Raw genomic sequence first — 22,059 nt, 5'->3', positions numbered from 1 at the left:
TCCTCGCGATTCTAGTACGTGTGTACCGGAATACTCCAAAGTAACGGCCACGCGCGGGGGCAAACGTGAGGATTTCCTCATGATTTTGTGCCATCCTCGCCGGTATCAGGCCGATCACCCGCGATCACTCGTGAACCGGTAGGGACCGGCGTGTCGCCGAGGCATGTCGCATGGAGAAGGAAGTCGAAGCGTCTTGACGATCAACGAGAGCACCAAGGCCGAGGCCGGACAGAGCACGAAGGCGGTTGCCGCCGCCGGGAAGGCCGCGTCGGGCTCGGCGCGGTCGCCGCTGTTGGATCGTCTGCTCGGCGGCGAGCCGTACGCACTCGCCTTCGGTGGGCAGGGTGCGCAGTGGCTGAACGAGCTGGAGGAGATCGGGCGCGACAGCGCGCTGGAGCCGGAGCTGACCGCGCTGGTCAATGAGGCGGCCACGCTGCTCGAGCCGGTCGCGGCACAGTTGCTTGTGGTGCGCCCCGTCGGTTTCGACCCGATCGGCTGGATGCTCGAGAACGAGCTCGCCGACGCCGAGGAGGGCGAGATCTCCGCGGCTCCGTCCGAGCGGGTGCTGCGCTCGGCCGCGGTGTCCATGCCCGGTGTGCTGCTGACCCAGGTGGCGGCCGTGCGCGCGCTGCGGCTGCAAGGTCTGGATCCGGCCGAACACGCGCCGGTGGCGATCGTCGGGCATTCGCAGGGTCTGCTCGCGGCGGCCGCGGTCGAAGCCGGCGGCGCGCGTGACGCGGAACTGCTCGCGGTGGCCCAGATGATCGGCGCGGCAGGTGGTTTGGTGGCGCGCCGGCGCGGACTGATGCCGGTCGGCGATCGTTCGCCGATGGTCGCGGTATCCAATGTGGATCCCGAGCAGTTGCGCGCTGTGGTGGCCGAGGTGTGCGAGGGAGCCGATCCGGCCGCGGCCGTGGTGGTCTCGATCCGCAACGGTCGTCGGCGCGCGGTGCTCTCCGGCCCGCCCGCGCAGCTGGAGCGGGTGCGTCAGCGGTGCGCGCAGATCCATGACGAGCAGGCGCGCGAGCGCGACACCAAGGTGCGCGGTGGCTCGGTGTTCGCTCCGGTCTTCGAAGACGTGGCCGTCGACGTGGCCTTCCACCACCCCGCGCTGGCCGACACCGTCGACCTGGTGAGCAGCTGGGCCACCCAGTGCGGCTTGGACGCCGAGCTGGCGGGTCGGCTGGCGCGCGAGATCCTGGTCGATCCGATCGACTGGGTGGGCATCGTCGAGGGCGTGATCTCCGCGGGTGCGCAATGGATTCTGGACCTGGGCCCGGGCGATCTGCTGTCGCGGGTCACCGGGGGCACGTTGAAGGGCACCGGTCTCGGCATGATCGCGGCCGCCACCCGTGCCGGACAGCGCAGCCTGCTCACCCCGGGTGCGGCGCCGGAGCCGGCGACGCCGTGGTCGGCGTTCGCGCCGCGGCCGGTGCGGCTGCCCAACGGGCGCATCGTGGTCGAGACCACGTTCACCAAGCTGACCGGGCGCTCGCCCATCCTGCTCGCGGGCATGACCCCGACCACGGTCGACGCGAAGATCGTCGCGGCCGCGGCGAACGCGGGCCACTGGGCCGAGCTGGCCGGCGGTGGACAGGTGACCGAGCAGATCTTCGCCGACCGGGTGGCCGAGCTGAAGAAGCTGCTGCACCCGGGACGTTCGGTGCAGTTCAACTCCTTGTTCCTCGACCCCTACCTGTGGAAGTTGCAGCTGGGCGGTAAGCGGCTGGTGCAGCGGGCCCGCTCGGCGGGCGCCCCGTTCGACGGTGTCATCGTGACCGCGGGCATCCCGGAGCTGGAGGAAGCCGTCGCGCTGATCCAGGAGCTCACCGAGGTCGGCATCCCGCACGTCGCGTTCAAGCCCGGCACGGTGGCCCAGATCCGGGCCGTGCTGCGGATCGCCGACGCGGTCCCGGACTACCCGGTGATCATGCACATCGAGGGCGGCAAGGCCGGTGGCCACCACTCTTGGGAGGACCTGGACGATCTGCTGCTGGCCACCTACGCCGAGCTGCGCAACCGCGCCAACGTGGTGGTGTGCGTCGGCGGTGGCATCGGAACCCCCGAGCGCGCGACGGAGTACCTCACCGGCCGGTGGGCGGTGCGGCACGGTTATCCGGTGATGCCGCTGGACGGCGTGCTGGTCGGTACGGCGGCCATGGCCACGCTGGAGGCGACCACCGCGCCGGAGGTCAAGCAACTGCTGGTGGACACGCCCGGCACCCCCGACTGGGTCGGGGCGGGCACCGCGTCCGGCGGCATGGCCTCGGGCCGCAGCCAACTGGGCGCCGACATCCACGAGATCGACAACGCCGCCTCGCGCACCGGCCGCCTGCTGGACGAGGTCGCCGGCGACGCCGACGCGGTCGCCGCACGCCGGGACGAGATCATCGCGGCGCTGAACGCCACCGCCAAGCCCTACTTCGGCGACCTGGTCACCATGACCTACCAAGACTGGCTGGAGCGCTACGTCGAGCTCGCGGTGGGACTGGACCGCCGCAAGGACTTCGACTGCGGCAGCGATCTGGGCGAAGCGATCGCCGAGGCCACCCGCTCGGTGTGGCTGGACATCACCTGGCGCGACCGGTTCGCGGAGATGATGCGCCGTACCGAATCCCGGCTGCATCCGGCCGACCGCGGCGAGATTCCCACGCTGTTCGCCGGCGACGAGGACTTCGAGGACCCGGTCGCCGCGCTGTGCACATTGAAGGACGCCTACCCGGCGGCGGCGCAGACCCTGCTGCACCCGGCCGACGTCCCGTTCTTCGTGTCGCTGTGCAAGACCCCCGGCAAGCCGGTGAACTTCGTGCCGGTTGTGGACGCCGACGTGCGCCGCTGGTGGCGCTCGGATTCGCTGTGGCAGGCGCACGATCCGCGCTACTCGGCCGATCAGGTGTGCGTCATCCCCGGCACCGTCTCGGTCGCGGGCATCACCCGGGTCGATGAGCCGGTCGGCGAACTGCTCGACCGCTTCGAACAGGACACGGCGTACTCCCTGGTGCGTGACGGCGTGACGCCCGCCGCGGTGGACGCGCGGCGCACAGCGGGTGTCACCAGCGGCCCGATCGACGCCGTGCTCGCCGCACCGGACGTCCAGTGGGCCGGGCGCACCACGATCAGCCCGGTGCATCGGCTCGGCGATCTGTCCGAATGGGTCGTCGACGGCCAGGGCGCGGTGCATCCCTCCAGCGGCGCGACACTGGTCGAGACCACCGGCCCCGAGCCGGAGCACGCTTACTTGGAGCTGACGGTTCCGCTGGCGGCGGGCAAGGCGGTGCGCATCCGGATCACCGTGCCGACCTCCGTCTACAACGGTGGTGCCCCGGTCGTCACCGAGGCCGACGCCGACTCGGCCATGAGCGCGCTGCTCGCGGTCGCCGCGGGGCAGGATCTCCCGGAGGTCAAGGGCAAGGTCGCGCACGTGAACCTGGCCTGGACACCGGATCTGATCGCCGACCACGCTGGAGTCACCGGCTCCGGTCTTCCCGCTACGCTGAGCACGCTCGGCCGTACCGTGCCCGACGTGCTGGTCGGCGCCTGCTGGCCCGCTGTGTTCGCGGTGCTCGGCGCGACCCGCACCGCCAAGGGCGAGAGCGTCATCGAAGGCATGCTCGACCTGGTCCACCTGGACCACCAGGTGCACCTGGCCGGCGACCTGCCCGCCGATACCAGCGTGCTCGCGGTGCGCGCGGAAGCCGGGGAGACCCTCGACACCGACCTCGGCCGCGTCGTCGAGGTGCACGTGCGGATCACGGCCATGCTGGACAAGCCGGAGACCGGGATGTCGATGCCGGTGCTGGCCACGCTCACCGAGCGATTCGCGATCCGCGGACGCAACGGCGCGGGCGAGCTCACCGATCCGCCGCGCGCGGCGGGCACGGTGTCCGACGCGGCCACCGACACTCCGCGCAGGCGTCGCCGCGACGTCACGATCGTGGCCCCGCGCACCATGCACGCCTTCGCCGCCGTCTCCGGCGACCACAACCCGATCCACACCAGCGAATCCGCCGCGAAGCTCGCCGGGCTCGGCAGCCCGATCGTGCACGGCATGTGGCTGTCGGCGGCCGCTCAGCACGTCGTGTCGGCGGTCGATCCGGACAGTTCCGCGCCCGCGCGGTCGCTGACCGCGTGGACCACCCGGTTCCTCGGCATGGTCCGCCCCGGCGCCGCGATCGACGTGCGCGTCGAACGCGTCGCGGTCGACGCGGGCAGCGAGATCATCGAGGTCTCCTGCCGGACCGAAGGCGAGCTGGTGATGACCGCGACCGGTCGCACCGCCGCACCCAAGACCGTCTACGCCTTCCCCGGACAGGGCATCCAGCGCAAGGGGATGGGGCTGGATGCCCGCTCCCGGTCGAAGGCGGCCAAGGAGATCTGGGAGCGCGCGGACAAGCACACCCGTGCGGCGCTCGGCTTCTCGATCCTCGCGGTGGTGCGGGACAACCCGACCTACCTGAAGGCGCGGGGCGTCGAGCACCGGCACCCGGATGGCGTGCTGCACCTGACCCAGTTCACCCAGGTCGCCATGGCGACCCTCGGTGTCGCCCAGGTCGCGGAACTGCGCGAGGCCGGTGCGTTCGTCGAGGGCGCGATGCTCGCGGGCCACTCGGTCGGCGAGTACAACGCGCTCGCGGCCGTCGCCGGGGTGCTTCCGCTGGAGGCGGTGCTCGAGGTCGTGTTCCAGCGCGGTTCGGCGATGCACGAGCTGGTGCCGCGGGACGCGCAGGGGCGCAGCGACTACCGCATGGCCGCGATCCGGCCCTCGCAGATCGGGCTGCCCGACGCGGAGGTCGTCGATTTCGTCAAGGAAGTCGGTGACCGGGTCGGGGAATTCCTCGAGGTGGTCAACCTGAACCTGCGCGGGTCGCAGTACGCGATCGCGGGCACGGTGGCCGGACTGGAGGCGCTGGAGGAGGAGATCGACCGCCGCCGCGCCGAATTCGGTGGCAAGCGGGCGTTCATCCTGGTCCCCGGCATCGACGTGCCGTTCCACTCGACGGTGCTGCGCAAGGGTGTGCCGGAATTCCGGCAGAAGCTCGAACAGCTGCTGCCGGTGGACCTGCGCCCGGAGGTGCTGGTCGGCCGCTACATCCCGAACCTGGTGCCCAAGCCGTTCTCGCTGGAGCGGGCATTCGTCCAGGAAATCGCGGATCTGGTGCCGTCCGAGCCGTTGGCCGCGGTGCTGGCCGACTTCGACAGCTGGGCGGCTCGGCCGACCGAGCTGTGCCGCGTGGTGCTGGTCGAGTTGCTCGCCTGGCAGTTCGCCAGCCCCGTGCGCTGGATCGAGACCCAGGACCTGCTGTTCACCGACGTCGCCGACGGCGGCCTCGGGATCGAGCGGTTCGTCGAGATCGGTCTCGGCGCGACGCCGACGGTCGCCAACCTGGCGAGCCAGACGCTGAAGCTGCCCGCTTTCGGTGGCGCCAAGGTCGAGGTGCTCAACATCGAGCGCGAGGCGGCGATCGTCTACGCGACCGACACCGATCCCGCGCCGATCGACGAGCCTGTCGAGGAGCCTGCGGCCGCCGCGCCTGCGGCAGCGGCCGTCGCCGCCGCCCCGGTCGCCGCGCCCGCCCCGGCTTCGGGCGGCCCGCGACCGGATGACATCGCGTTCACCGCCGCCGACGCCACCCGCGTGCTGATCGCGCTGTGGACCAAGCTGCGGCTGGACCAGATCGGTCCGGTGGACACCATCGAAGGCCTCTGCGACGGTGTGTCCTCCCGCCGCAACCAGTTGCTCGTCGACCTCGGCTCCGAGCTGTCGCTCGGCGCGATCGACGGCGCGGCCGACGCCGACATGGGCGCGTTGTCCGCGACGGTGGAGCGGCTGGCCCGCACCTACCGTCCCTTCGGCACGGTGCTCACCGACGCCATCGGCGATCACCTGCGCAAGGTGTTCGGCCCGTCCGGCAAGCGTCCGGCCGCCATCACCGACCGGGTGAAGAAGGTCTGGGAACTCGGTGACGGCTGGGCCAGTCACGTGACCGCGGAAGTGTCGCTGGGTACCAGGGAAGGAACCAGCGTGCGCGGCGGCGACCTGGGCGGACTGGTCTCCGGTGCGCTGAGTGACGCCGCGTCGGTCGACGCGGCCATCGACGCCGCCGTGCAGGCGGTCGCGGCCCGCCGCGGGGTCTCGGTGTCGCTGCCCTCCGCGGGTGGCGGTGGCGGTGCGACCGTCGACGCCGCCGCACTGGGTGAGTTCACCGAACAGATCACCGGACGCGACGGCGTGCTGGCAACGGCGGCGCGCGTCGTGCTCGAACAGCTCGGGCTGTCGGAGCGGGTCTCCGCGCCGGAGACGACCGAGGACTCCCTGGTCGATCTGGTGTCGGCCGAACTCGGTTCGGACTGGCCGCGTCTGGTCGCGCCCGCGTTCGACGCCCGCAAGGCGGTGCTGCTCGACGACCGGTGGGCCACGGCGCGCGAGGATCTGGCCCGGCTCTGGCTTTCCGACGACGCCGGCAGCGGCAACGGGCCGGTCACCGGGTTCATCGGGGCAGGCGAAGCCGTTGCCGCGCAGGCGAACTGGTGGCGGCAGCGGGCGATGCACGAGGCGCGCTCGGTGCTCGCCGGGCTGTACGAGCGCATCGCCGAGGCGGCCCGCAGCACCGAGGAGCCCGGCCTGTGGTCCTCGGACATCGCGGTGATCACCGGAGCGAGCAAGGGGTCCATCGCCGCGGCGGTGACCGGCAGGCTGCTCAGCGGCGGAGCCACAGTGGTGGTCACCACCTCGGCGCTGAACGACGAGCGCCTGCGCTTCTACCGGAAGCTCTACCGTGACAACGCCCGCCACGGCGCTGCCCTGTGGGTCGTGCCCGCCAACATGGCGTCCTACCAGGACATCGACGCACTGATCGACTGGATCGGCACCGAGCAGGTCGAGAACGCCGGCGGCACCAAGGTCAAAATCAAGGACGCGATGACGCCGACGCTGCTGCTGCCGTTCGCGGCGCCGCGAGTAGCCGGTGACCTCGCCGACGCGGGCGCGCGCGCCGAAATGGAAATGCGGGTGCTGCTCTGGTCGGTCGAACGGCTGATCGGCGGGCTGTCCAAGCTGGGCGCCGACCACGACGTGGACGCGCAACTGCACGTGGTGCTGCCGGGTTCGCCCAACCGCGGCTTGTTCGGCGGCGACGGCGCCTACGGCGAGGCGAAGGCGGCGCTGGACGCCGTGGTCGCCAAGTGGCGGGCCGAGAAGTCGTGGTCGACCCGCGTCACCTTGGTACACGCGCTGATCGGCTGGGTGCGCGGCACTGGTCTCATGGGCCACAACGACCCGATGGTCGAGGCGGTCGAGAAGGCGGGCGTGCAGACCTGGTCCACCACCGAAATGGCCGACGAGCTGCTCAAATGGTGCACCTCGCGGGCCCGTCAGGTGACCGTGAGCGGACCGCAGCAGATCGACCTGACCGGTGGATTGGCCAGGGCCAAGCTGGATCTGCCCGCGCTGGCCAAGCAGGCCGCGGAGCAGGCGGAGGCGCGGACCGACGCCGACACGGGTCGCACGATCGCGGCGCTGCCCGCGCCGCCGACCGTTACCTCCGCGGTGCCCGTGCCCGAGTGGGGCGAGGTGAGCGCGGATCCGGCCGACATGGTGGTCATCGTCGGCGCGGGCGAGCTCGGCCCGTACGGCTCGGCGCGCACCCGCTTCGAGATGGAGGTCTCCGACGAACTGTCGGCGGCGGGCGTGCTGGAACTGGCCTGGACCACCGGCATGGTCAGCTGGGAGAACGACCCGAAGCCGGGCTGGTACGACACCGCCTCCGGCGACTACGTGCCGGAGCACGAGCTGGCCGAGCGCTACCACGACGCCGTGGTCGCCCGGTGCGGTGTGCGCCGCTACGAAGACGACGGCGCCATGACCGACAACACGGCCCCCCTGATGACCTCGGTCTTCCTCGACCAGGACCTGTCGTTCACAGTGGGCGGCGAGGCCGAGGCCCGCGCCTTCCACGCCGCCGATCCGGAGCACACGGTGATCACGCCGGTCGCCGATTCCGGTGACTGGACCGTGACGCGCAAAGCAGGCACCGAGATCCGCGTGCCCCGCCGGGCCAAGCTGTCGCGCACCGTCGGCGGCCAGATCCCGACCGGCTGGGATCCCACCATCTGGGGCATCTCGCCCGATATGGCCGCCTCGGTGGACCGCGTGGCGCTGTGGAACATCGTGTGCACGGTGGACGCGTTCGTCAGCTCCGGGTTCAGCCCCGCGGAGCTGTTGAGCTGGGTGCACCCCTCGCTGGTCGCCAACACGCAGGGCACCGGCATGGGCGGCATGTCCTCGATGCGCTCGCTCTACGTCGACAACCTGCTCGGCGAGCCGCGCCCGAACGACATCCTGCAGGAGGCCCTGCCGAACGTGGCGCTGGCGCACGTGGTGCAGTCCTACGTGGGCAGCTACGGCGCGATGGTGCACCCGGTGGCGGCTTGCGCCACCGCCGCGGTGTCGGTCGAAGAGGGTGTCGACAAGATCCGGCTCGGCAAGGCCGATCTGGTCGTGGCAGGCGGATACGACGATCTCGGGATCGAGGGCATCGTCGGCTTCGGTGACATGTCGGCCACCGCGGATTCGGCGGCCATGAGCGCCAAGGGCATCAGCGACCGTTACTTCTCCCGCGCCAACGATCGCCGCCGCGGCGGGTTCATCGAATCGCAGGGTGGCGGAACGGTTCTCCTGGCGCGGGGCAGTGTCGCGCTGGAGATGGGCCTGCCGGTGCTGGGCGTGGTGGCCTACGCGCAGTCCTTCGCCGACGGCGTGCACACCTCCATCCCGGCTCCGGGTCTGGGTGCGCTCGGCGCCGGTCGCGGTGGGACGGAGTCCCGGTTGGCGACCGAACTGCGCAAGCTCGGCGTGACCCCGGACGAGATCGCGGTGGTGTCCAAGCACGACACCTCGACGGCGGCCAACGACCCGAACGAGTCCGAGCTGCACGAGCGCCTCGCGACGGCCATCGGACGCTCGGACGGTGCTCCGCTGTTCGTCGTCTCGCAGAAGACCCTCACCGGGCACGCCAAGGGCGGTGCCGCCGCCTTCCAGCTCATCGGCCTGTGCCAGGTGCTGGAGCAGGGCGTCATCCCGCCCAACCGCAGCCTCGACTGCGTCGACGAGAAGATGCGGCCGTACCCGCACCTGGTCTGGGTGCGCGAACCGCTGCGGCTGGGCGATCGCCTTCCGCTGAAGGCCGGTCTGGTCACCTCGCTCGGCTTCGGCCATGTGAACGGCCTGCTGGCGATCGTGCACCCGGAGGCGTTCATCCAGGCCATCGAGCCGGGGCGGCGCGAGGAGTACCAGCGCAGGGCGCAGGAGCGTCACCTTGCCGGACGGCAGCGGTTCGTGGAGGCGATGTGCGGCGGCGCGCCGCTGTACGAGCGTCCCGCGGATCGCAGGCTCGGCGGAGAAGGCGCACCGGCCACGCGGGTTCGGCAGCTGGAGGCCGACATGCTGCTCTCGCCGGAGGCACGCCTCGGGCAGGACGGCGCGTACCGGGTGGACGGAATCGGATGCGCGTAACCGGAAGCGCGGCGGGGCAACTCGCCGCGCCGGGTTCACGCCCGCGCTCGTCGAGCACGCCGTAGGCTGCCCGCCTATGACGATCCTCGGTATCGGCTTGGACTTGGTGACCATCTCCGAGTTCGCCGAACAGCTCGAACGCGCCGGTACGACCATGCTCCGGGAAAGCTTCACCGCGGGAGAGCGGCGCTACTGCCAGAGCAAAGGCACCGACCCGGCGCGCAGCTACGCGGCGCGGTGGGCGGCGAAGGAGGCGGTGCTCAAAGCTTGGGCATCGTCGCGGTTCGCCCGCCGTCCGCAGATCGGGGACAACCCCTATCCGCTGATCGAGGTGGTCAACGACGCGTGGGGCAGGCCGAGCATCAAGCTGCACGGCCTGGCCGCCGAATTCCTGCCCCGGGTAAGGGTTCACCTGTCGTTGACGCACGACGGCGACACCGCCGCCGCGATGGTGGTGCTCGAGGACCCGGGGGAGCTGGCCGACCTCATCGAGGGCCGCGACAGCGCGGGTTGAGCCGCGCGGTGGTCCCGGTTCCCGCCGGGGCCACCCGCTATCGTTCGCTGCCGGTACGCGATTCCTTCTCCGCGACGAGCAGGTAGGCGACCATCAGCCGCTTGAGTTCGGCGACGGCTTCGGCGCTGCTCTGCTCGTCCTGCACCGAGAAATTGAGCATGGAATAGACCACGTGCACCAGCACTTCGGCCATCATGGTGCGCCGCGCGCGCGGGGTGCGCGGTGTGAGCGGCCGCAGCATCTGAGACACGACCTCGGCGAACTGCTTCTCGTGGATCGCGCCCGTGGCCCGGGTGGAGGGGGTGGACTGCATGGCCAGCCACACTTCCCGCCGGGACGGGTCGGTCATCCAGAGGTTGGCCAAGTGGTCGACGAACTGGTTCATGTGCCGCAGCCAGTCCAGCGACGGGATCTCACCGTGGAAGTCGGCCAGTTCCTGGGAAACGGCAACCAGGTCTTGTCGGTTCAGCTCGCAGACGATGACGTACTTGTTGGCGAAGAACTGATACAGCGTGCCGATCGGCACCTCGGCCCTGGCCGCCACCTCCTCACAGGTGAACGACTCGAAACCGACCTCGACGAGCAGTTCCCTCGACGCCTGCAGTAAGGCGTCGAACTTGCGTTTGCTGCGTTCCTGCGTCGGCCGGCGTCGCGGCATGAGCTCCTGTGGGTCGTCCTGCAGCTCCAACGCAGGGTCCAGACGGTGCTTCGACCTGGCCTCCGCGCGTACTTCCACGCCTCCAGGCTAACGGTAGGGACAAGCGGGCGATACGCGCATCCGCTGTTCGTGTCCAGGCGTCTCGCTTATCGCTACCCATCCGTGGCCGATGTGGTGCCGAACCTATACCGAGCGCGCGTGCATCGCGACGTGTGTTCCGAGCAGGGGAATCCATGGGGCTCATGGCTTTCGGCAAGTCCGTGAGCTCGGTCAATGCGCAGAGGGAAGGCGTGATCAGTGGTGGCTGAATCTGTGGTGACTCTCGGCGTTTCCACCGAACGAGGAGCCGTGCACGCGGTGGCCCTCGCGGAGGGCGAGAAACTGGCCGACCGGGTACTGCTGCGCCGGGTGGTGCGAACCGACGGCGACGGCAAGGCGGACGTGGCCGCGGCGGTCGAGACCGCGCTCAACGCCCTGGCCGCGGGGCTGGAGGCGGATCGAGAGGTCGGCGGCGTGGCGGTGGTCTATCGGGATGCCGCGGAGCGGCGGGCCATCGTGACGCGGTTGGCGGCCGGTCCGTGGCACAGCGCCTCGATGGTCTCGGCGAAGTCGGCTCATCTGAGCGTGGCGAGCATGATGACGTGGCTCGATGCCTACGACAACTTGTTGATCTGCGAGGTGGTGCCCGGATACCAGGCGTTCACCCTGGTCGACCGCGGCCGCCGGCGGGTGCTGGCCGCGGTGGGGCAGGCGGGCCGGGCTACGCCGCGGTCGCTCGGCATGGGCGTCGCGGCGGCGTGGGAACAGTTGGATGCGGCCGCGGCGCGGCCGGACGCGGTGGCGCTGATCGGCTCGGCGGGCGCCGCGTCGGCGGTGCTGACGGCCGTCGAGGAATTCGGCGCACCGGTGATCCCTTGTACGGTGGCCGCTTTCGCGTCCGCGGCGGGTGCGGCATTGAGCGCGCGACTCGAGCAGGACAGCAATGGCGAGTCGTTGAGCGAGCCACAGCGTGCACGCGGCGGGGTCGCGGTGTTCGCCGCCGCCGGTGTGCTGGCCAGCGGAATGGTCGTCGGCGGGAGTTACATGCTCAACGACTCCTCCCGCTCGATGCCCACCGTCGTCATGGCGGACTCCAAGGTCGAGGACGCCGGTGCGGCGCAGGCGGGAGATCCGGCCCGGCCAGGCACCACGCAGGGGCATGGCTCGTTCGGCGGGCCGCTCGGCTCCGGCGCCGATGCCATCGCGACCGAAGAGGGTCTGGAACAGCGCTGGGGTGCTGCCCCGCGCAATCATCCGCTTCCGCTGGTGGCCGCCGACGCCACGGAGGAAGCCGAGACCGATGCCACGGAGGAGGCTGAGACCGATGCCACGGCGCCGCTGGTGCCGGGTACTGGAGTCCCGTCCGATCGCGTGGTGGGCGCGCCCGACGGCGCGCTGCTCTTCCCTGGTGAGGCTCCACCACCTGCCGTGTTCACTCCGGAAGCCGCGGACTGGTGGGACGAGCATCTGCGTTTGATGGCGCAATGGGCCGCGCAGCAGGTACTGCAGGCCTGAGCCTGTCCAGCGGCATCTCGACTTCGGCCCGGCGCCCCTGCGGCGCCGGGCTTTTCGCTGCCGGTCGGCTACACCGACAGGTCGCGGCGCAACTTGGCGACGTGGCCGGTGGCGCGGACGTTGTACTGCGCGACGGCGATCTCGCCCGCTTCGTCCACCAGAAAGGTCGAGCGGATGACGCCGACGACCGTCTTGCCGTACATCGTCTTCTCGCCGTACGCGCCCCACGCGGTGAGCACGGTGCGGTCGGGATCCGACAGCAGCGGGAAGGTCAATCGCTCGGCGTCGCGGAACTTGGCCAGCTTGGCGGGCTTGTCCGGCGAGATGCCCACGACGTCGATGCCCGCGCCGTCCAGATCGGCCAGGTTGTCGCGGAAGTCGCAGGCTTGCTTGGTGCAGCCGGGCGTGCTCGCGGCGGGGTAGAAGTACACGATCACCTTGCGACCGCGGTAGTCGGACAACGAGACGTTCTTGCCGTCGGCATCGGAAAGCGTGAAGTCGGGGGCGGTGTCGCCGGGGGAGAGTCGTTGGTTGGTGGTCACCTCCAGCACGGTATCCGAACGCCCGGACAAGAGATCTTCGCGCGGCCGGATGGCGCGAGGTGAGGGCGGATACACTCGTCCGCGAGCCCTGGGTGCTCCGCGAACGGCCGAGCATGCGGCCCCGGTTCGTGGCCCGGTGCGGCAATCGACAACAGGAGGGTGGAACGTGGCAAGGGATACCGAGCGGATCGAGCAGGAGATCGAGGCCGCCCGCACTCGGCTGGCGAGCACGCTCGACGAACTCGCGGTACGCGCGGATCCGCACCGCATCGCGGACGACACCAAGCACATCGTGGTCGCGAAGCTCAACGAGCCGAAGGTGAAATACAGCCTGATCGGCGCCGCAGCCCTTTTCGTCGGGCTGGCGCTGCTCAAGATCTTCCGCTGAGCTGTGGAAACGACGACACCCGGTGTGGCGCTGCCCACCGGGTGTCGTCGTTTCGCGGTCGGTTCAGACCGTCGGGCAGGCGAAGCCGTCGCCGTCGGGATCCAGGTGCGGGCCGTAGCCCGGTTCGCCGCGGAACAGCGGCGCACGGCCGGCGTTGCGGGCGTCGTCGCAGTTGGCGAAGGCGCCACCGGCCGAACCGGTCTGCGACAGACCGGCCGAGCCGGTCGCGGCCGAGCCGGTGTCGACGGCCGACGAGCCGGTTCCGGCGGATCCGGATGGGGGGGCGGCTAGGGCGGCGGGAGCCGCGAGAAAGGTCAGTCCCGCGACGGCCGCGCTGACGGAGAGCCGGCGAACGTTCATGTATTCCTCTATGTGGTTGCTGCGGTGGATGCGGCGTCCGACCGGACGCCGCATCCACTGTTGTGACGGGCCGCGCTCTTGTCAACCTCGGGGGGATGGAACTAGGGCATTAGGGGATCCGCCCCCCGACGCCTTTCATGCGGTCGTCCCGATGGCGCGGATGTGCTCTGCCGGGATGTTTCCCATGCGTCCGGCCTGGTAGTCCTCCATCGCGTCGATGATCTCCGCGCGGGTGTTCATCACGAACGGCCCGTACTGCACTACCGGTTCCCGGATCGGCTGTCCGCCGAGCAGCAACACCTCGAGCGCGCCGGTCCGATTGTCTTGGCGCGCATCGGCTGTCACGGTGATCGAGTCGCCGCCGCCGAAGACCGCCAGCTGTCCTTCGCCCAGCGGCCTGCGCTCCCGTCCCACCGTGCCGCTACCGGACAGCACGTACGCCATGGCCGTAAAGTCCTGCGGCCATGGGGTTTCGAGTAGGCCGCCGGGAGTGAGCGAGGCGTGTGCGTAGGCGATCGGGGTGTAGGTCGAACCGGGCCCGGTGAATCCGCCGACGTCTCCGGCGATGAGCCGGACCAGCGCGCCGCCGTCGTGTGAACTCACCAGGGTCAGTTCGCGGGCGCGCAGGTCCTGGTAGCGCGGTGCCGCGAACTTGAGCGCGCGCGGCAGGTTCACCCAGAGCTGGATGCCGTGGAACCAGCCGCCGGACGCGACCATCTCCTCCGGCGGGACCTCGTCGTGCAGGATGCCGGAGCCCGCGGTCATCCATTGGGTGTCGCCCTCGCCGATGACGCCGCCTCCGCCCTGTGAGTCGTGGTGCACCATGGTGCCGTCGAGCATGTAGGTGACCGTCTCGAAGCCGCGATGCGGATGCCAGGGCGCGCCCTTCGCCTCGTATGGTTCGTAGGCGACGGGGCCCATCTGGTCGAGCAGGATGAAGGGATCGGCGGTGCGCAGATCCATGCTGGGGAAGGGCCTGCGCACCTCGAACCCCGCGCCTTCGCGCTGTTTGTGCGCGGTGACCACGGTGCGGACCTGCCGCGCACGCGAGGTCGCGTCGGAACGGGGCAGGCGTGGCAAAACCATGATGTCTGGAACGGTGACGGCGGGCATCGGGACCTCCTCGAGATTTGGTGTCCATGTCAACCAACCGTGACTACACTTCATTCCCATGGTCCGGTGGTTGAGTGACGACGAGCAGGCGACCTGGCAGGCCTATGTGCGGCTGCGCCAGCGTTTGGATGGGGCGATTTCCGCCGGGCTGGCCGAGGACGGCCTGTCCCTGGCGGACTACGAATTGATGGTGGCGTTGTCGGCGGCGCCCAACGGGTGTTTGCGCGCCAAGGAACTGGCCGCCGATGTGTGCTGGGAGAAGAGCCGGTTGTCCAAGCATCTGGCCAGGATGGACGCTCGCGGACTGGTCGAGCGGCGGCCCGCCGAGGAGGATGCCCGCGGCATCATCGTCCAACTCACACCGGAAGGGCGCGTCGCGCTGGAGCGTGCCGCGCCCAACCACGTCGATCTGGTCCGCCGCGTCTTCATCGAGCCGCTGACGCCGGGTGAGGCGCGAGCGCTGCGCGCGCTGGCGGACAAGGTGGTCGCCGAGGTCGAGCAGGTGACCGAACTGGGGGCCTGATCGGCCGGTGCGTACCGGACGCGAGCTATTCGGGTTCGCCGCCGCGCCGCCATCGGCGCCACCATCGGCGGCGCAGACGCGGCCCGGCCTCGTCGGACGGCGCTGGAGAGGACGCTGTGGTCGCGCGGCCGGGTTGCTCGCGCTTCGGCTCCGCGGCCGAGCGCGTGATCCGCCACTGGGCGACGATCTCGTCGGCGTTCACCGGCGCGATCGGAACGAACGGTCCTTCCGGCATGCGCAGCCAATCCACGATGCGTTTGTTGAGTTCGCTCACCGCCGCACGCACTTGGCGTTCGGTGGTCAGCTCACGCACGTCCTCGGACAGGTGCTCGATATCGCGCCGCAGTAACAGCGACGGCGGTAACAGCGCGTCTCCGCTGACCCCTTCGCGACGCAGATAACCGCGCAGCCACCAGTCCTCGTCGGAAGCTGTGCCCGCTCCGGGAATCGGCTTGCCGGTGCCGGGCAGGTTGTCGAACTCGCCGCGCTCGGCCGCCTCGTGGATCTGCTTGTCGACCCACGATTCGAAAGTCTGCTTCGGCGGCTTGCGCTCGGTCATGGCGACGGCCGGATCGGCGGATACATGACACCACTCTACGGAAGTCTGTAGTAGACGTGGAATGCGTTCTGCGGGAAGGGTTTTCGCCGACGCTCAGGACCACGGTGTGATCGGCGGCTTCACCCAGAGCAGCTTCTCGTCGGTGTGCTCACGCCGGGCCGAAGGATGCTCCTGATGGCGGGCGGCCCACTCGTCCTTCTCCGCCAGCAGCTTCGCCACCGTAGCCCAGGTCTCGTCCGTGCTCGGCGGATTGGTTTCGGCGGCTCTGGCCAGTTTGCGCCGGACGGGTGCGGGCATCGCGAGCACCTCGGCTCCGGTGATGCCGCGCTGCCAGAGGTAGCTCGCCAGCCGCCGCGCTTTCTCGGCGCGGCTCTTGGCCGCCGCGTCGCTGTGTGCGTAGTCGGTCATGGCACGTCCACGGGGTCGTAGGTGCGTCGACCCTAGCCGACCGGCCCGGAAGGCGCCGCAGCCTCCCCGGCGGCGGAGAGGCTGCGTGCGTGCGGACTCAGTACGCGCTGTTGACGTTGTCCATCGAGCCGTAGCGGTGCGCGGCGTAGTTGCAGGCGGCGACGATGTTGGCGACCGGATCCCAGACGTCGAAGGGCGTGCCGGGGACGTGGTAGGCGGCGAAGGTGGGGTCGATCACCTGCAGCAGGCCCTTGGACGGGATGCCCGCGGCGGCGTTGGAGTCCCACAGGTTGATGGCCTGGGGGTTACCGGTCGACTCGCGCATGATGTTGCGGTGGATGCCCTCGTAGGTGCCCGGGATGTTGTTGGCCCGCATGATGTCGAGCGCCTGGCGGATCCAGCCGTCGAGGTTGTTCGCGTAGACCGGCGGGGCGGGGACGGGCAGCGGAGCCGGAACCGGCTCCGGGAGGGGAGCGGGCGCGGGAGCGGGGGCGGGCAGCGGCGCGGGGATCGCCTCTGCGACCGGCGCGGCGACCGGAGCGGGCGCGGCGGCGGCCTGCTGCTCGGCCACCATGGCGATGCGAGACGGGACGCTGTTGTCGGCGACGGACGACGCGGAGCAGGCGGCTACGGCAACGACACCCGCGGCCGCGGCGGCGACGGTGACGGTCTCGCGTAGCGAGGGACGGCGAAGGGCGGAAGGGCGTCTGTCAGGCATTGCGAATCGGTTCCTTGGTCGGGGACTTACTCGATCCGGCCGCGTTCGGGCAGCACGGATCCTGCGGCGTACGCTCAGAGGCGTGCGCCGAAACGGCCATGTGCTGTTGTGTGGTTTTGTTGTGGGGGACCGTTCGTGTCCCCGGAACGCGACACGCTTCGTGCGTGCGGCGCCGGACCGCCCTCGGTGGGGCTCGGCCGCGGTGTCGCGCGGGACTTCGCATCCTCGATGCGAAGAAATGGGGCGGAAGTATGGGATTGCGGGTCCGTTGCCGGATTCCGCTCCGCCGATCACGGGGGTTGGCTGCCGCCTTCCGTGTGATCGTTACCGAATCGGTGTCTACAACTCCTCGGGCTGACCAAACTTCAGGTCGCTTTGTGACCTGATTGCAGAATGGTCACGCTTGGTGAACGGAAGGTAAACAGATTTCGAACGACAGGTGCCGTCGATCTTGGAAAGCTCAGGACCGCGTTGTCGAATCGTTATCCAACCTGGGAGTTTGCTGCTAAACCTCTTGTGCTATAGATCACAGAAGTTTTCGGCTGTATTGCCTGGATTCAGCGGCCGAGCGCGCGTATTGCTGTCTGAATTGAGACAGCTGGTGCTTCTGAGAAAAGGCGCAGGTCACGGCGATGTCACGGGACTGCGGGCGATCCGGAGACAAAAAACCGTGCCCTTGCCAGCCGATGACTGGCAAGGGCACGGTTCTTGTGGAGTGCGCCATCAGGGACTCGAACCCCGAACCCGCTGATTAAGAGTCAGCTGCTCTGCCAATTGAGCTAATGGCGCCTGCTCCGTGTTCCGGTGCGGGACAAACCTTAACAGGCCTGCCCCGCAGAAGTGAAATCGTTTCCTGACCGGCCCTGATGTGCCGGCTTCTCGCCAGGTGGACCAGTCGTAACGCCCAGGCGCGCGGAGTTGATCTATCGGTTGTAACGCTGCAGTGACGGACGTGGTGTTCACATTGGCCTGGACGTGACGCACTGGCAGAATGTCCGATTGTGGTTGAGACCGCCCGCTGCACGGCGGGGTGAGGGCGTGGCGGTCCATCCGAAGCCATCGGTGTGTCCTGGAGCACCGAGACTTTGAAACGGGGTTGGAGATGATTGGTGGTCAGGGTCGGCGCAAGCCGGCCGCACGGTGGTCGATGCGCAAGATCGCGGGGCCGGTGATCGTCGTCGCCGTCGCAGCACTGGCGTTGACGGGATGTTCGGCATCCGACGCCACCGATGCGGCGCAGGTGGCCATCGACCGCAACCCCATCACCGAATTGATCAAGCCCAAGCTGCTGTCGCCGGTGAAGGACGGGGAGGTCGGCGTCTCGCCGGGCGTCCCGATGGCGTTCAAGGTGGAGGACGGCAAGTTCACCGCTGTGACGTTGACCAGCCCCCAGGGCAAGTCGGTGAACGGCAGGCTCGCCGCCGACGGGCGATCGTGGGAGACCACCGAGGTACTCGGCTACGGCAAGACCTACCGTCTGAAGGCCGACGCGATCGGGCTCGGCGGCGCGAACTCGGCGACGCTGAGCTTCACCACGAGCTCGCCCGGAAACCAGACCAAGCCCTACCTGATCCCGGGTGAGGGGGAGGTGGTCGGTATCGGCCAGCCGGTGGCCATCCAGTTCGACGAGAACATTCCCGACCGCAAGGCCGCGCAGTCCGCGATCAAAATCACCACCGAGCCGCCGGTCGAGGGCGCGTTCTACTGGGTGAACAACCGCGAGGTGCGGTGGCGGCCGGAGCATTTCTGGGCTCCAGGGACGAAAGTCACCATCGACGTGAACGTCTATGGGCGTGATCTCGGTAACGGTCTGTACGGCCAGGACAACATCCACTCGTTCTTCACCATCGGCGACGCGGTGATCTTCACCGCCGACGACGACACCAAGCAGGTGACCGTCGAGCAGAACGGTCAGGTGATCCGGACCATGCCGACCTCGATGGGCAAGGACAGCACGCCCACCGACAACGGCATCTACATCGTCGCCGACCGGCACGAGAAGATCATCATGGATTCCTCCACCTACGGCGTGGCGGTCAACTCGGCAGACGGGTACCGGACGCCGGTGGACTTCGCCACGCGGCTGTCCTACAGCGGCATCTTCTTCCACTCGGCGCCGTGGTCGGTCGGTGCGCAGGGCTACAGCAACACCAGTCACGGCTGCCTGAACCTCAGTCCGGCGAACGCGCAGTGGGTCTATCAGAACGCCAAGCGCGGTGACATCACGATCGTGAAGAACACCGTGGGCGGCACCTTGTCCGGCGTAGACGGGCTGGGTGACTGGAACATTCCGTGGTCGGTCTGGAAGGCGGGCAACGCGGACGACAATCGCTGAGCCGAAGACAGACGCCGAACGGGCCACCGGAGCGAATCCGGTGGCCCGTTCGGCGTTTCCGGGGAAAGAAAAAAGGCCCGGGTGGCTCCGATCTCTCGGAGCCACCCGGACCACTGGGGTGAGCGACGGGACTCGAACCCGCGACAGCCAGGATCACAACCTGGTGCTCTACCAACTGAACTACGCTCACCATCGCCGGTGAACAACCGGCGGGCTAGATATTAGCGTGTCTACCCGCCGACTCCCTAATCGGTTTCTGGCGAGCCGTTGACCTGGGCTGATTCGGTCCGCTCGACGGTGATCTCGGATATCTCGGCGGCGATGGCGGCGATCTCGATGGTGGAGGGGCCGGGCGGGGCGACGAACGCGGTACGCCGGTAGTACTCCAGCTCCCGGATGGACTCCTGGATGTCGGCCAGCGCGCGGTGGCTCAAGCCCTTCTCCGGCTGGCCGAAGTAGATGCGCGGGTACCAGCGGCGGCACAGCTCCTTGATCGAACTGACGTCGACCATCCGGTAGTGCAGGTGTGCGTCCAGCAGGGGCATGTCCCTGGCGATGAAACCGCGATCGGTGGCGATCGAGTTACCGGCCAGCGGCACGGTGCGCGGCGTGGGGATGTACTGGCGGATGTAGTCGAGCACGCGCTGCTCGGCCTCTTCGAGGGTGACGGTGGAGCGACGAACCTCCTCGGTCAGCCCGGAGCGCGCGTGCATCTCGGCGACGACCGCGGGCATCGCGGCCAGCGCGTCGTCGTCGGCGTGGATGACGATGTCCACGCCCTCGCCGAGGATGTTGAGATCGCTGTCGGTCACGAGCGCGGCCACCTCGATCAGCTTGTCGCTGTCCAAGCGCAAGCCGGTCATCTCGCAATCCATCCACACCATGTATTTGTCGGACACTCGTGCAACATTAGCCGGGTGCTGGTCCCGTGCCCGCGGTACGGCACGGCAATCGCGCAGCTGCCGATGCGCCCTCCAACCTGACCGGCAGGGATACAGTTGGTCTCAGATCGGCACATGGTGTTTCGGTGTGACAGGCAAACACTGCGTAAAGCAGTCGGAGCCGAATCCGGACGACAGGACGTGCGATGACCACCCCTCAGGAGAAGGCCGCCGCGGCGCGCAGGGCCGCCGACGAAGCGGCGCGCATCGCAGCGGAGGCAGCCGCCGCCGCGGAGGCCGCCGAACGTGAACTCGCCGAGCGAACGGCGGTCGGCGCGGCGGACGACGCGCGACACGACGAACCGGTCGGCGAGCGCGAAGACGTGCCCGCCGCGCGGCAGATCGCCGCGGGCTACGCATTCGAAGGCGCCGCGCTGGAGCTGGGCGCCGTCGTGGTCGACGGGACGGTGGATCCCACCGCGCGCGTCCGTATCCCGATACGGATGACGAACCGGCACGGTCTGGTCGCCGGAGCGACCGGCACGGGGAAGACCAAGACCCTCCAATGCATCGCGGAGCAGTTGTCGAGCGCCGGGGTGCCTGTGGTGCTGGCCGACATCAAAGGTGACCTGTCCGGCTTGTGCGAGCCGGGGCAGCTCAGTGACAAGCTCGCCGCGCGCATCGCGGAGACCGGCGCCACGGAATGGGCGCCGACCGGCTTTCCGACCGAATTCGTCTCGCTGGGCACCACCGGGACCGGGCTTCCGATCCGCGCGACGATCAGCTCCTTCGGCCCGGTGCTGCTGAGCAAGGTGCTCGAGCTGAACGAGACACAGGAATCCACCCTCGGCCTGATCTTCCACTGGGCCGACCGAAACGGCCTCGCGCTGCTGGATCTGAAGGACCTGCGCGCCGTGATCACCCATCTGACCAGCCCGGAGGGCAAGCAGGACCTGAAGGGTACCGGCGGGGTCTCCGCGGCCACCGCGGGAGTGATCCTGCGAGCCCTGGTGAACCTGGAGGCCGACGGCGGCGACACGTTCTTCGGCGAGCCCGAACTCGACCCGGCAGACCTGGTGCGGGTCGTGGACGGCAAGGGGGTGATCACGCTGTTCGAACTCGGCGCGCAGGCGGCGCGGCCGGTGATGTTCTCCACCTTCCTGATGTGGGTGCTCGCCGACCTGTTCCAGACGCTGCCGGAGGTCGGCGACGTGGACAAGCCCGAATTGGTCTTCATCTTCGACGAGGCGCACCTGCTTTTCTCCGACGCCTCCAAGGCTTTCTCGGAGCAGGTGGAGCAGACCGTGAAGCTGATCCGGTCCAAAGGCGTGGGCGTGTTCTTCTGCACCCAGCTGCCCACCGACATCCCGAACCAGGTGCTCTCCCAGCTCGGGGCCCGCATTCAGCACGCGTTGCGCGCGTTCACCCCTGACGACCAGAAAGCGCTGTCGAAGACCGTCCGCACCTACCCCAGGACCGGTGTCTACGACTTGGAGCAGGCGCTGACCTCTCTCGGCACCGGCGAGGCGATCGTGACCGTCCTCTCCGAAGAGGGCGCGCCGACGCCGGTGGCATGGACCAGGATTCGGCCGCCTCGTTCACTGATGGACACCATCGGCGCGGACGCGATCAAATCGCGGGCCTTGTCCAGCCCGCTGGCCTCGAAGTACGGCCGGACCATCGACCGGGAGTCGGCTTATGAACTGCTCGCCGCGAAAGTCGCCGCCGCGGCGCCGGAACCGGAGCCCGCTTCCGTGCCCGGCCGTGCCGCGACCCGCACGGAGGAGGAGTCCGCAGCCGAGCGGATCATGAAGAATCCGGCCGTGCGCAGCTTCCTGCGTTCGGCCGCCGGCGCGGCCGGTCGTCAGATCACCCGCAGTCTGTTCGGCACCAGGCGCCGCTGAACGGTCGAGGTCGGATGCGGGTCAGCGGCGATGTCGCGGGCGGCCCCGCGTACCGGTTTCTTGGAAGTGCCCATGCCGGACGGCGATGAAC

The 22,059-nt window shown here is 69.3% G+C and carries 15 protein-coding genes and 2 tRNA genes; 7 read left to right on the top strand and 10 right to left on the bottom strand.

Going from position 1 to position 22,059, the window contains the following annotated elements:
* Nucleotides 1–163 precede the first annotated feature (163 nt).
* Nucleotides 164–9,511 (top strand): DUF1729 domain-containing protein, encoded by a 9,348-nt coding sequence (locus tag K8O92_01785; GenBank protein UAK32781.1) that lies wholly within the window; start codon nt 164–166, stop codon nt 9,509–9,511.
* Nucleotides 9,512–9,587: 76 nt separating this feature from the next.
* Nucleotides 9,588–10,025: a holo-ACP synthase gene (locus K8O92_01780; protein UAK32780.1), complete on the top strand. Its 438-nt coding sequence runs from the start codon at nt 9,588–9,590 to the stop codon at nt 10,023–10,025.
* Between the two features lie 37 nt (nt 10,026–10,062).
* Here K8O92_01780 and K8O92_01775 read toward each other — a convergent pair whose 3' ends face one another.
* The gene (locus K8O92_01775; GenBank protein ID UAK35379.1) at nt 10,063–10,725 is read right to left on the bottom strand and encodes a TetR family transcriptional regulator; all 663 of its coding nucleotides are present in this window, start codon (nt 10,723–10,725) and stop codon (nt 10,063–10,065) included.
* A 255-nt stretch (nt 10,726–10,980) separates the two neighbouring features.
* On the opposite strand from K8O92_01775, the gene K8O92_01770 reads away from it, so the two are divergent.
* Nucleotides 10,981–12,237, top strand: a complete 1,257-nt coding sequence (locus tag K8O92_01770) for a hypothetical protein (protein UAK32779.1) — start codon at nt 10,981–10,983, stop codon at nt 12,235–12,237.
* 68 nt (nt 12,238–12,305) lie between these two features.
* Here the strand turns inward: K8O92_01770 and bcp are convergent, their stop codons facing one another.
* Nucleotides 12,306–12,779 (bottom strand): thioredoxin-dependent thiol peroxidase, encoded by a 474-nt coding sequence (bcp, locus tag K8O92_01765; protein UAK32778.1) that lies wholly within the window; start codon nt 12,777–12,779, stop codon nt 12,306–12,308.
* A gap of 166 nt (nt 12,780–12,945) precedes the next feature.
* Between bcp and K8O92_01760 the strand changes: the two genes are divergently transcribed.
* Nucleotides 12,946–13,167 (top strand): DUF3618 domain-containing protein, encoded by a 222-nt coding sequence (locus K8O92_01760; protein UAK32777.1) that lies wholly within the window; start codon nt 12,946–12,948, stop codon nt 13,165–13,167.
* A 63-nt stretch (nt 13,168–13,230) separates the two neighbouring features.
* Here K8O92_01760 and K8O92_01755 read toward each other — a convergent pair whose 3' ends face one another.
* Together K8O92_01755 and K8O92_01750 are read right to left on the bottom strand one after the other, a co-directional pair.
* Nucleotides 13,231–13,527, bottom strand: a complete 297-nt coding sequence (locus K8O92_01755; protein ID UAK32776.1) for an excalibur calcium-binding domain-containing protein — start codon at nt 13,525–13,527, stop codon at nt 13,231–13,233.
* 135 nt (nt 13,528–13,662) lie between these two features.
* Nucleotides 13,663–14,640 carry a pirin family protein gene (locus tag K8O92_01750; GenBank protein ID UAK32775.1) on the bottom strand — a complete coding sequence of 326 codons (978 nt, stop codon included), beginning with the start codon at nt 14,638–14,640 and terminating at the stop codon, nt 13,663–13,665.
* A gap of 58 nt (nt 14,641–14,698) precedes the next feature.
* On the opposite strand from K8O92_01750, the gene K8O92_01745 reads away from it, so the two are divergent.
* Complete coding sequence (locus K8O92_01745) at nt 14,699–15,163, top strand: MarR family winged helix-turn-helix transcriptional regulator (GenBank protein UAK32774.1); 465 nt, start codon at nt 14,699–14,701, stop codon at nt 15,161–15,163.
* 25 nt (nt 15,164–15,188) lie between these two features.
* Here the strand turns inward: K8O92_01745 and K8O92_01740 are convergent, their stop codons facing one another.
* The 4 genes from K8O92_01740 to K8O92_01725 form a co-directional block, all read right to left on the bottom strand.
* Complete coding sequence (locus tag K8O92_01740) at nt 15,189–15,722, bottom strand: DUF1992 domain-containing protein (GenBank protein ID UAK32773.1); 534 nt, start codon at nt 15,720–15,722, stop codon at nt 15,189–15,191.
* A gap of 93 nt (nt 15,723–15,815) precedes the next feature.
* On the bottom strand, nt 15,816–16,130 hold the full coding sequence (locus K8O92_01735; GenBank protein UAK32772.1) for a hypothetical protein: 315 nt from the start codon (nt 16,128–16,130) through the stop codon (nt 15,816–15,818).
* A 97-nt stretch (nt 16,131–16,227) separates the two neighbouring features.
* Complete coding sequence (locus K8O92_01730; GenBank protein ID UAK32771.1) at nt 16,228–16,848, bottom strand: transglycosylase SLT domain-containing protein; 621 nt, start codon at nt 16,846–16,848, stop codon at nt 16,228–16,230.
* A gap of 716 nt (nt 16,849–17,564) precedes the next feature.
* Nucleotides 17,565–17,637, bottom strand: a tRNA-Lys gene (locus K8O92_01725).
* Nucleotides 17,638–17,950: 313 nt separating this feature from the next.
* On the opposite strand from K8O92_01725, the gene K8O92_01720 reads away from it, so the two are divergent.
* Entirely contained in the window at nt 17,951–19,183 is a 1,233-nt protein-coding gene (locus tag K8O92_01720) for a L,D-transpeptidase family protein (GenBank protein ID UAK32770.1), read from the top strand.
* Between the two features lie 114 nt (nt 19,184–19,297).
* Here the strand turns inward: K8O92_01720 and K8O92_01715 are convergent.
* Nucleotides 19,298–19,373, bottom strand: a tRNA-His gene (locus K8O92_01715).
* A gap of 55 nt (nt 19,374–19,428) precedes the next feature.
* Nucleotides 19,429–20,082 carry an oligoribonuclease gene (gene orn, locus K8O92_01710; GenBank protein UAK32769.1) on the bottom strand — a complete coding sequence of 218 codons (654 nt, stop codon included), beginning with the start codon at nt 20,080–20,082 and terminating at the stop codon, nt 19,429–19,431.
* 188 nt (nt 20,083–20,270) lie between these two features.
* Here orn and K8O92_01705 point away from each other — a divergent pair, with 188 nt between their 5' ends.
* Nucleotides 20,271–21,968 (top strand): DUF853 domain-containing protein, encoded by a 1,698-nt coding sequence (locus tag K8O92_01705; GenBank protein UAK32768.1) that lies wholly within the window; start codon nt 20,271–20,273, stop codon nt 21,966–21,968.
* The last annotated feature ends 91 nt before the right edge of the window (nt 21,969–22,059 follow it).

The organism is Nocardia asteroides, from assembly GCA_019930625.1.
Classification (GTDB): Bacteria; Actinomycetota; Actinomycetes; order Mycobacteriales; family Mycobacteriaceae; genus Nocardia; species Nocardia sputi.
This window is presented reverse-complemented; position numbering and strand designations above follow the sequence as displayed.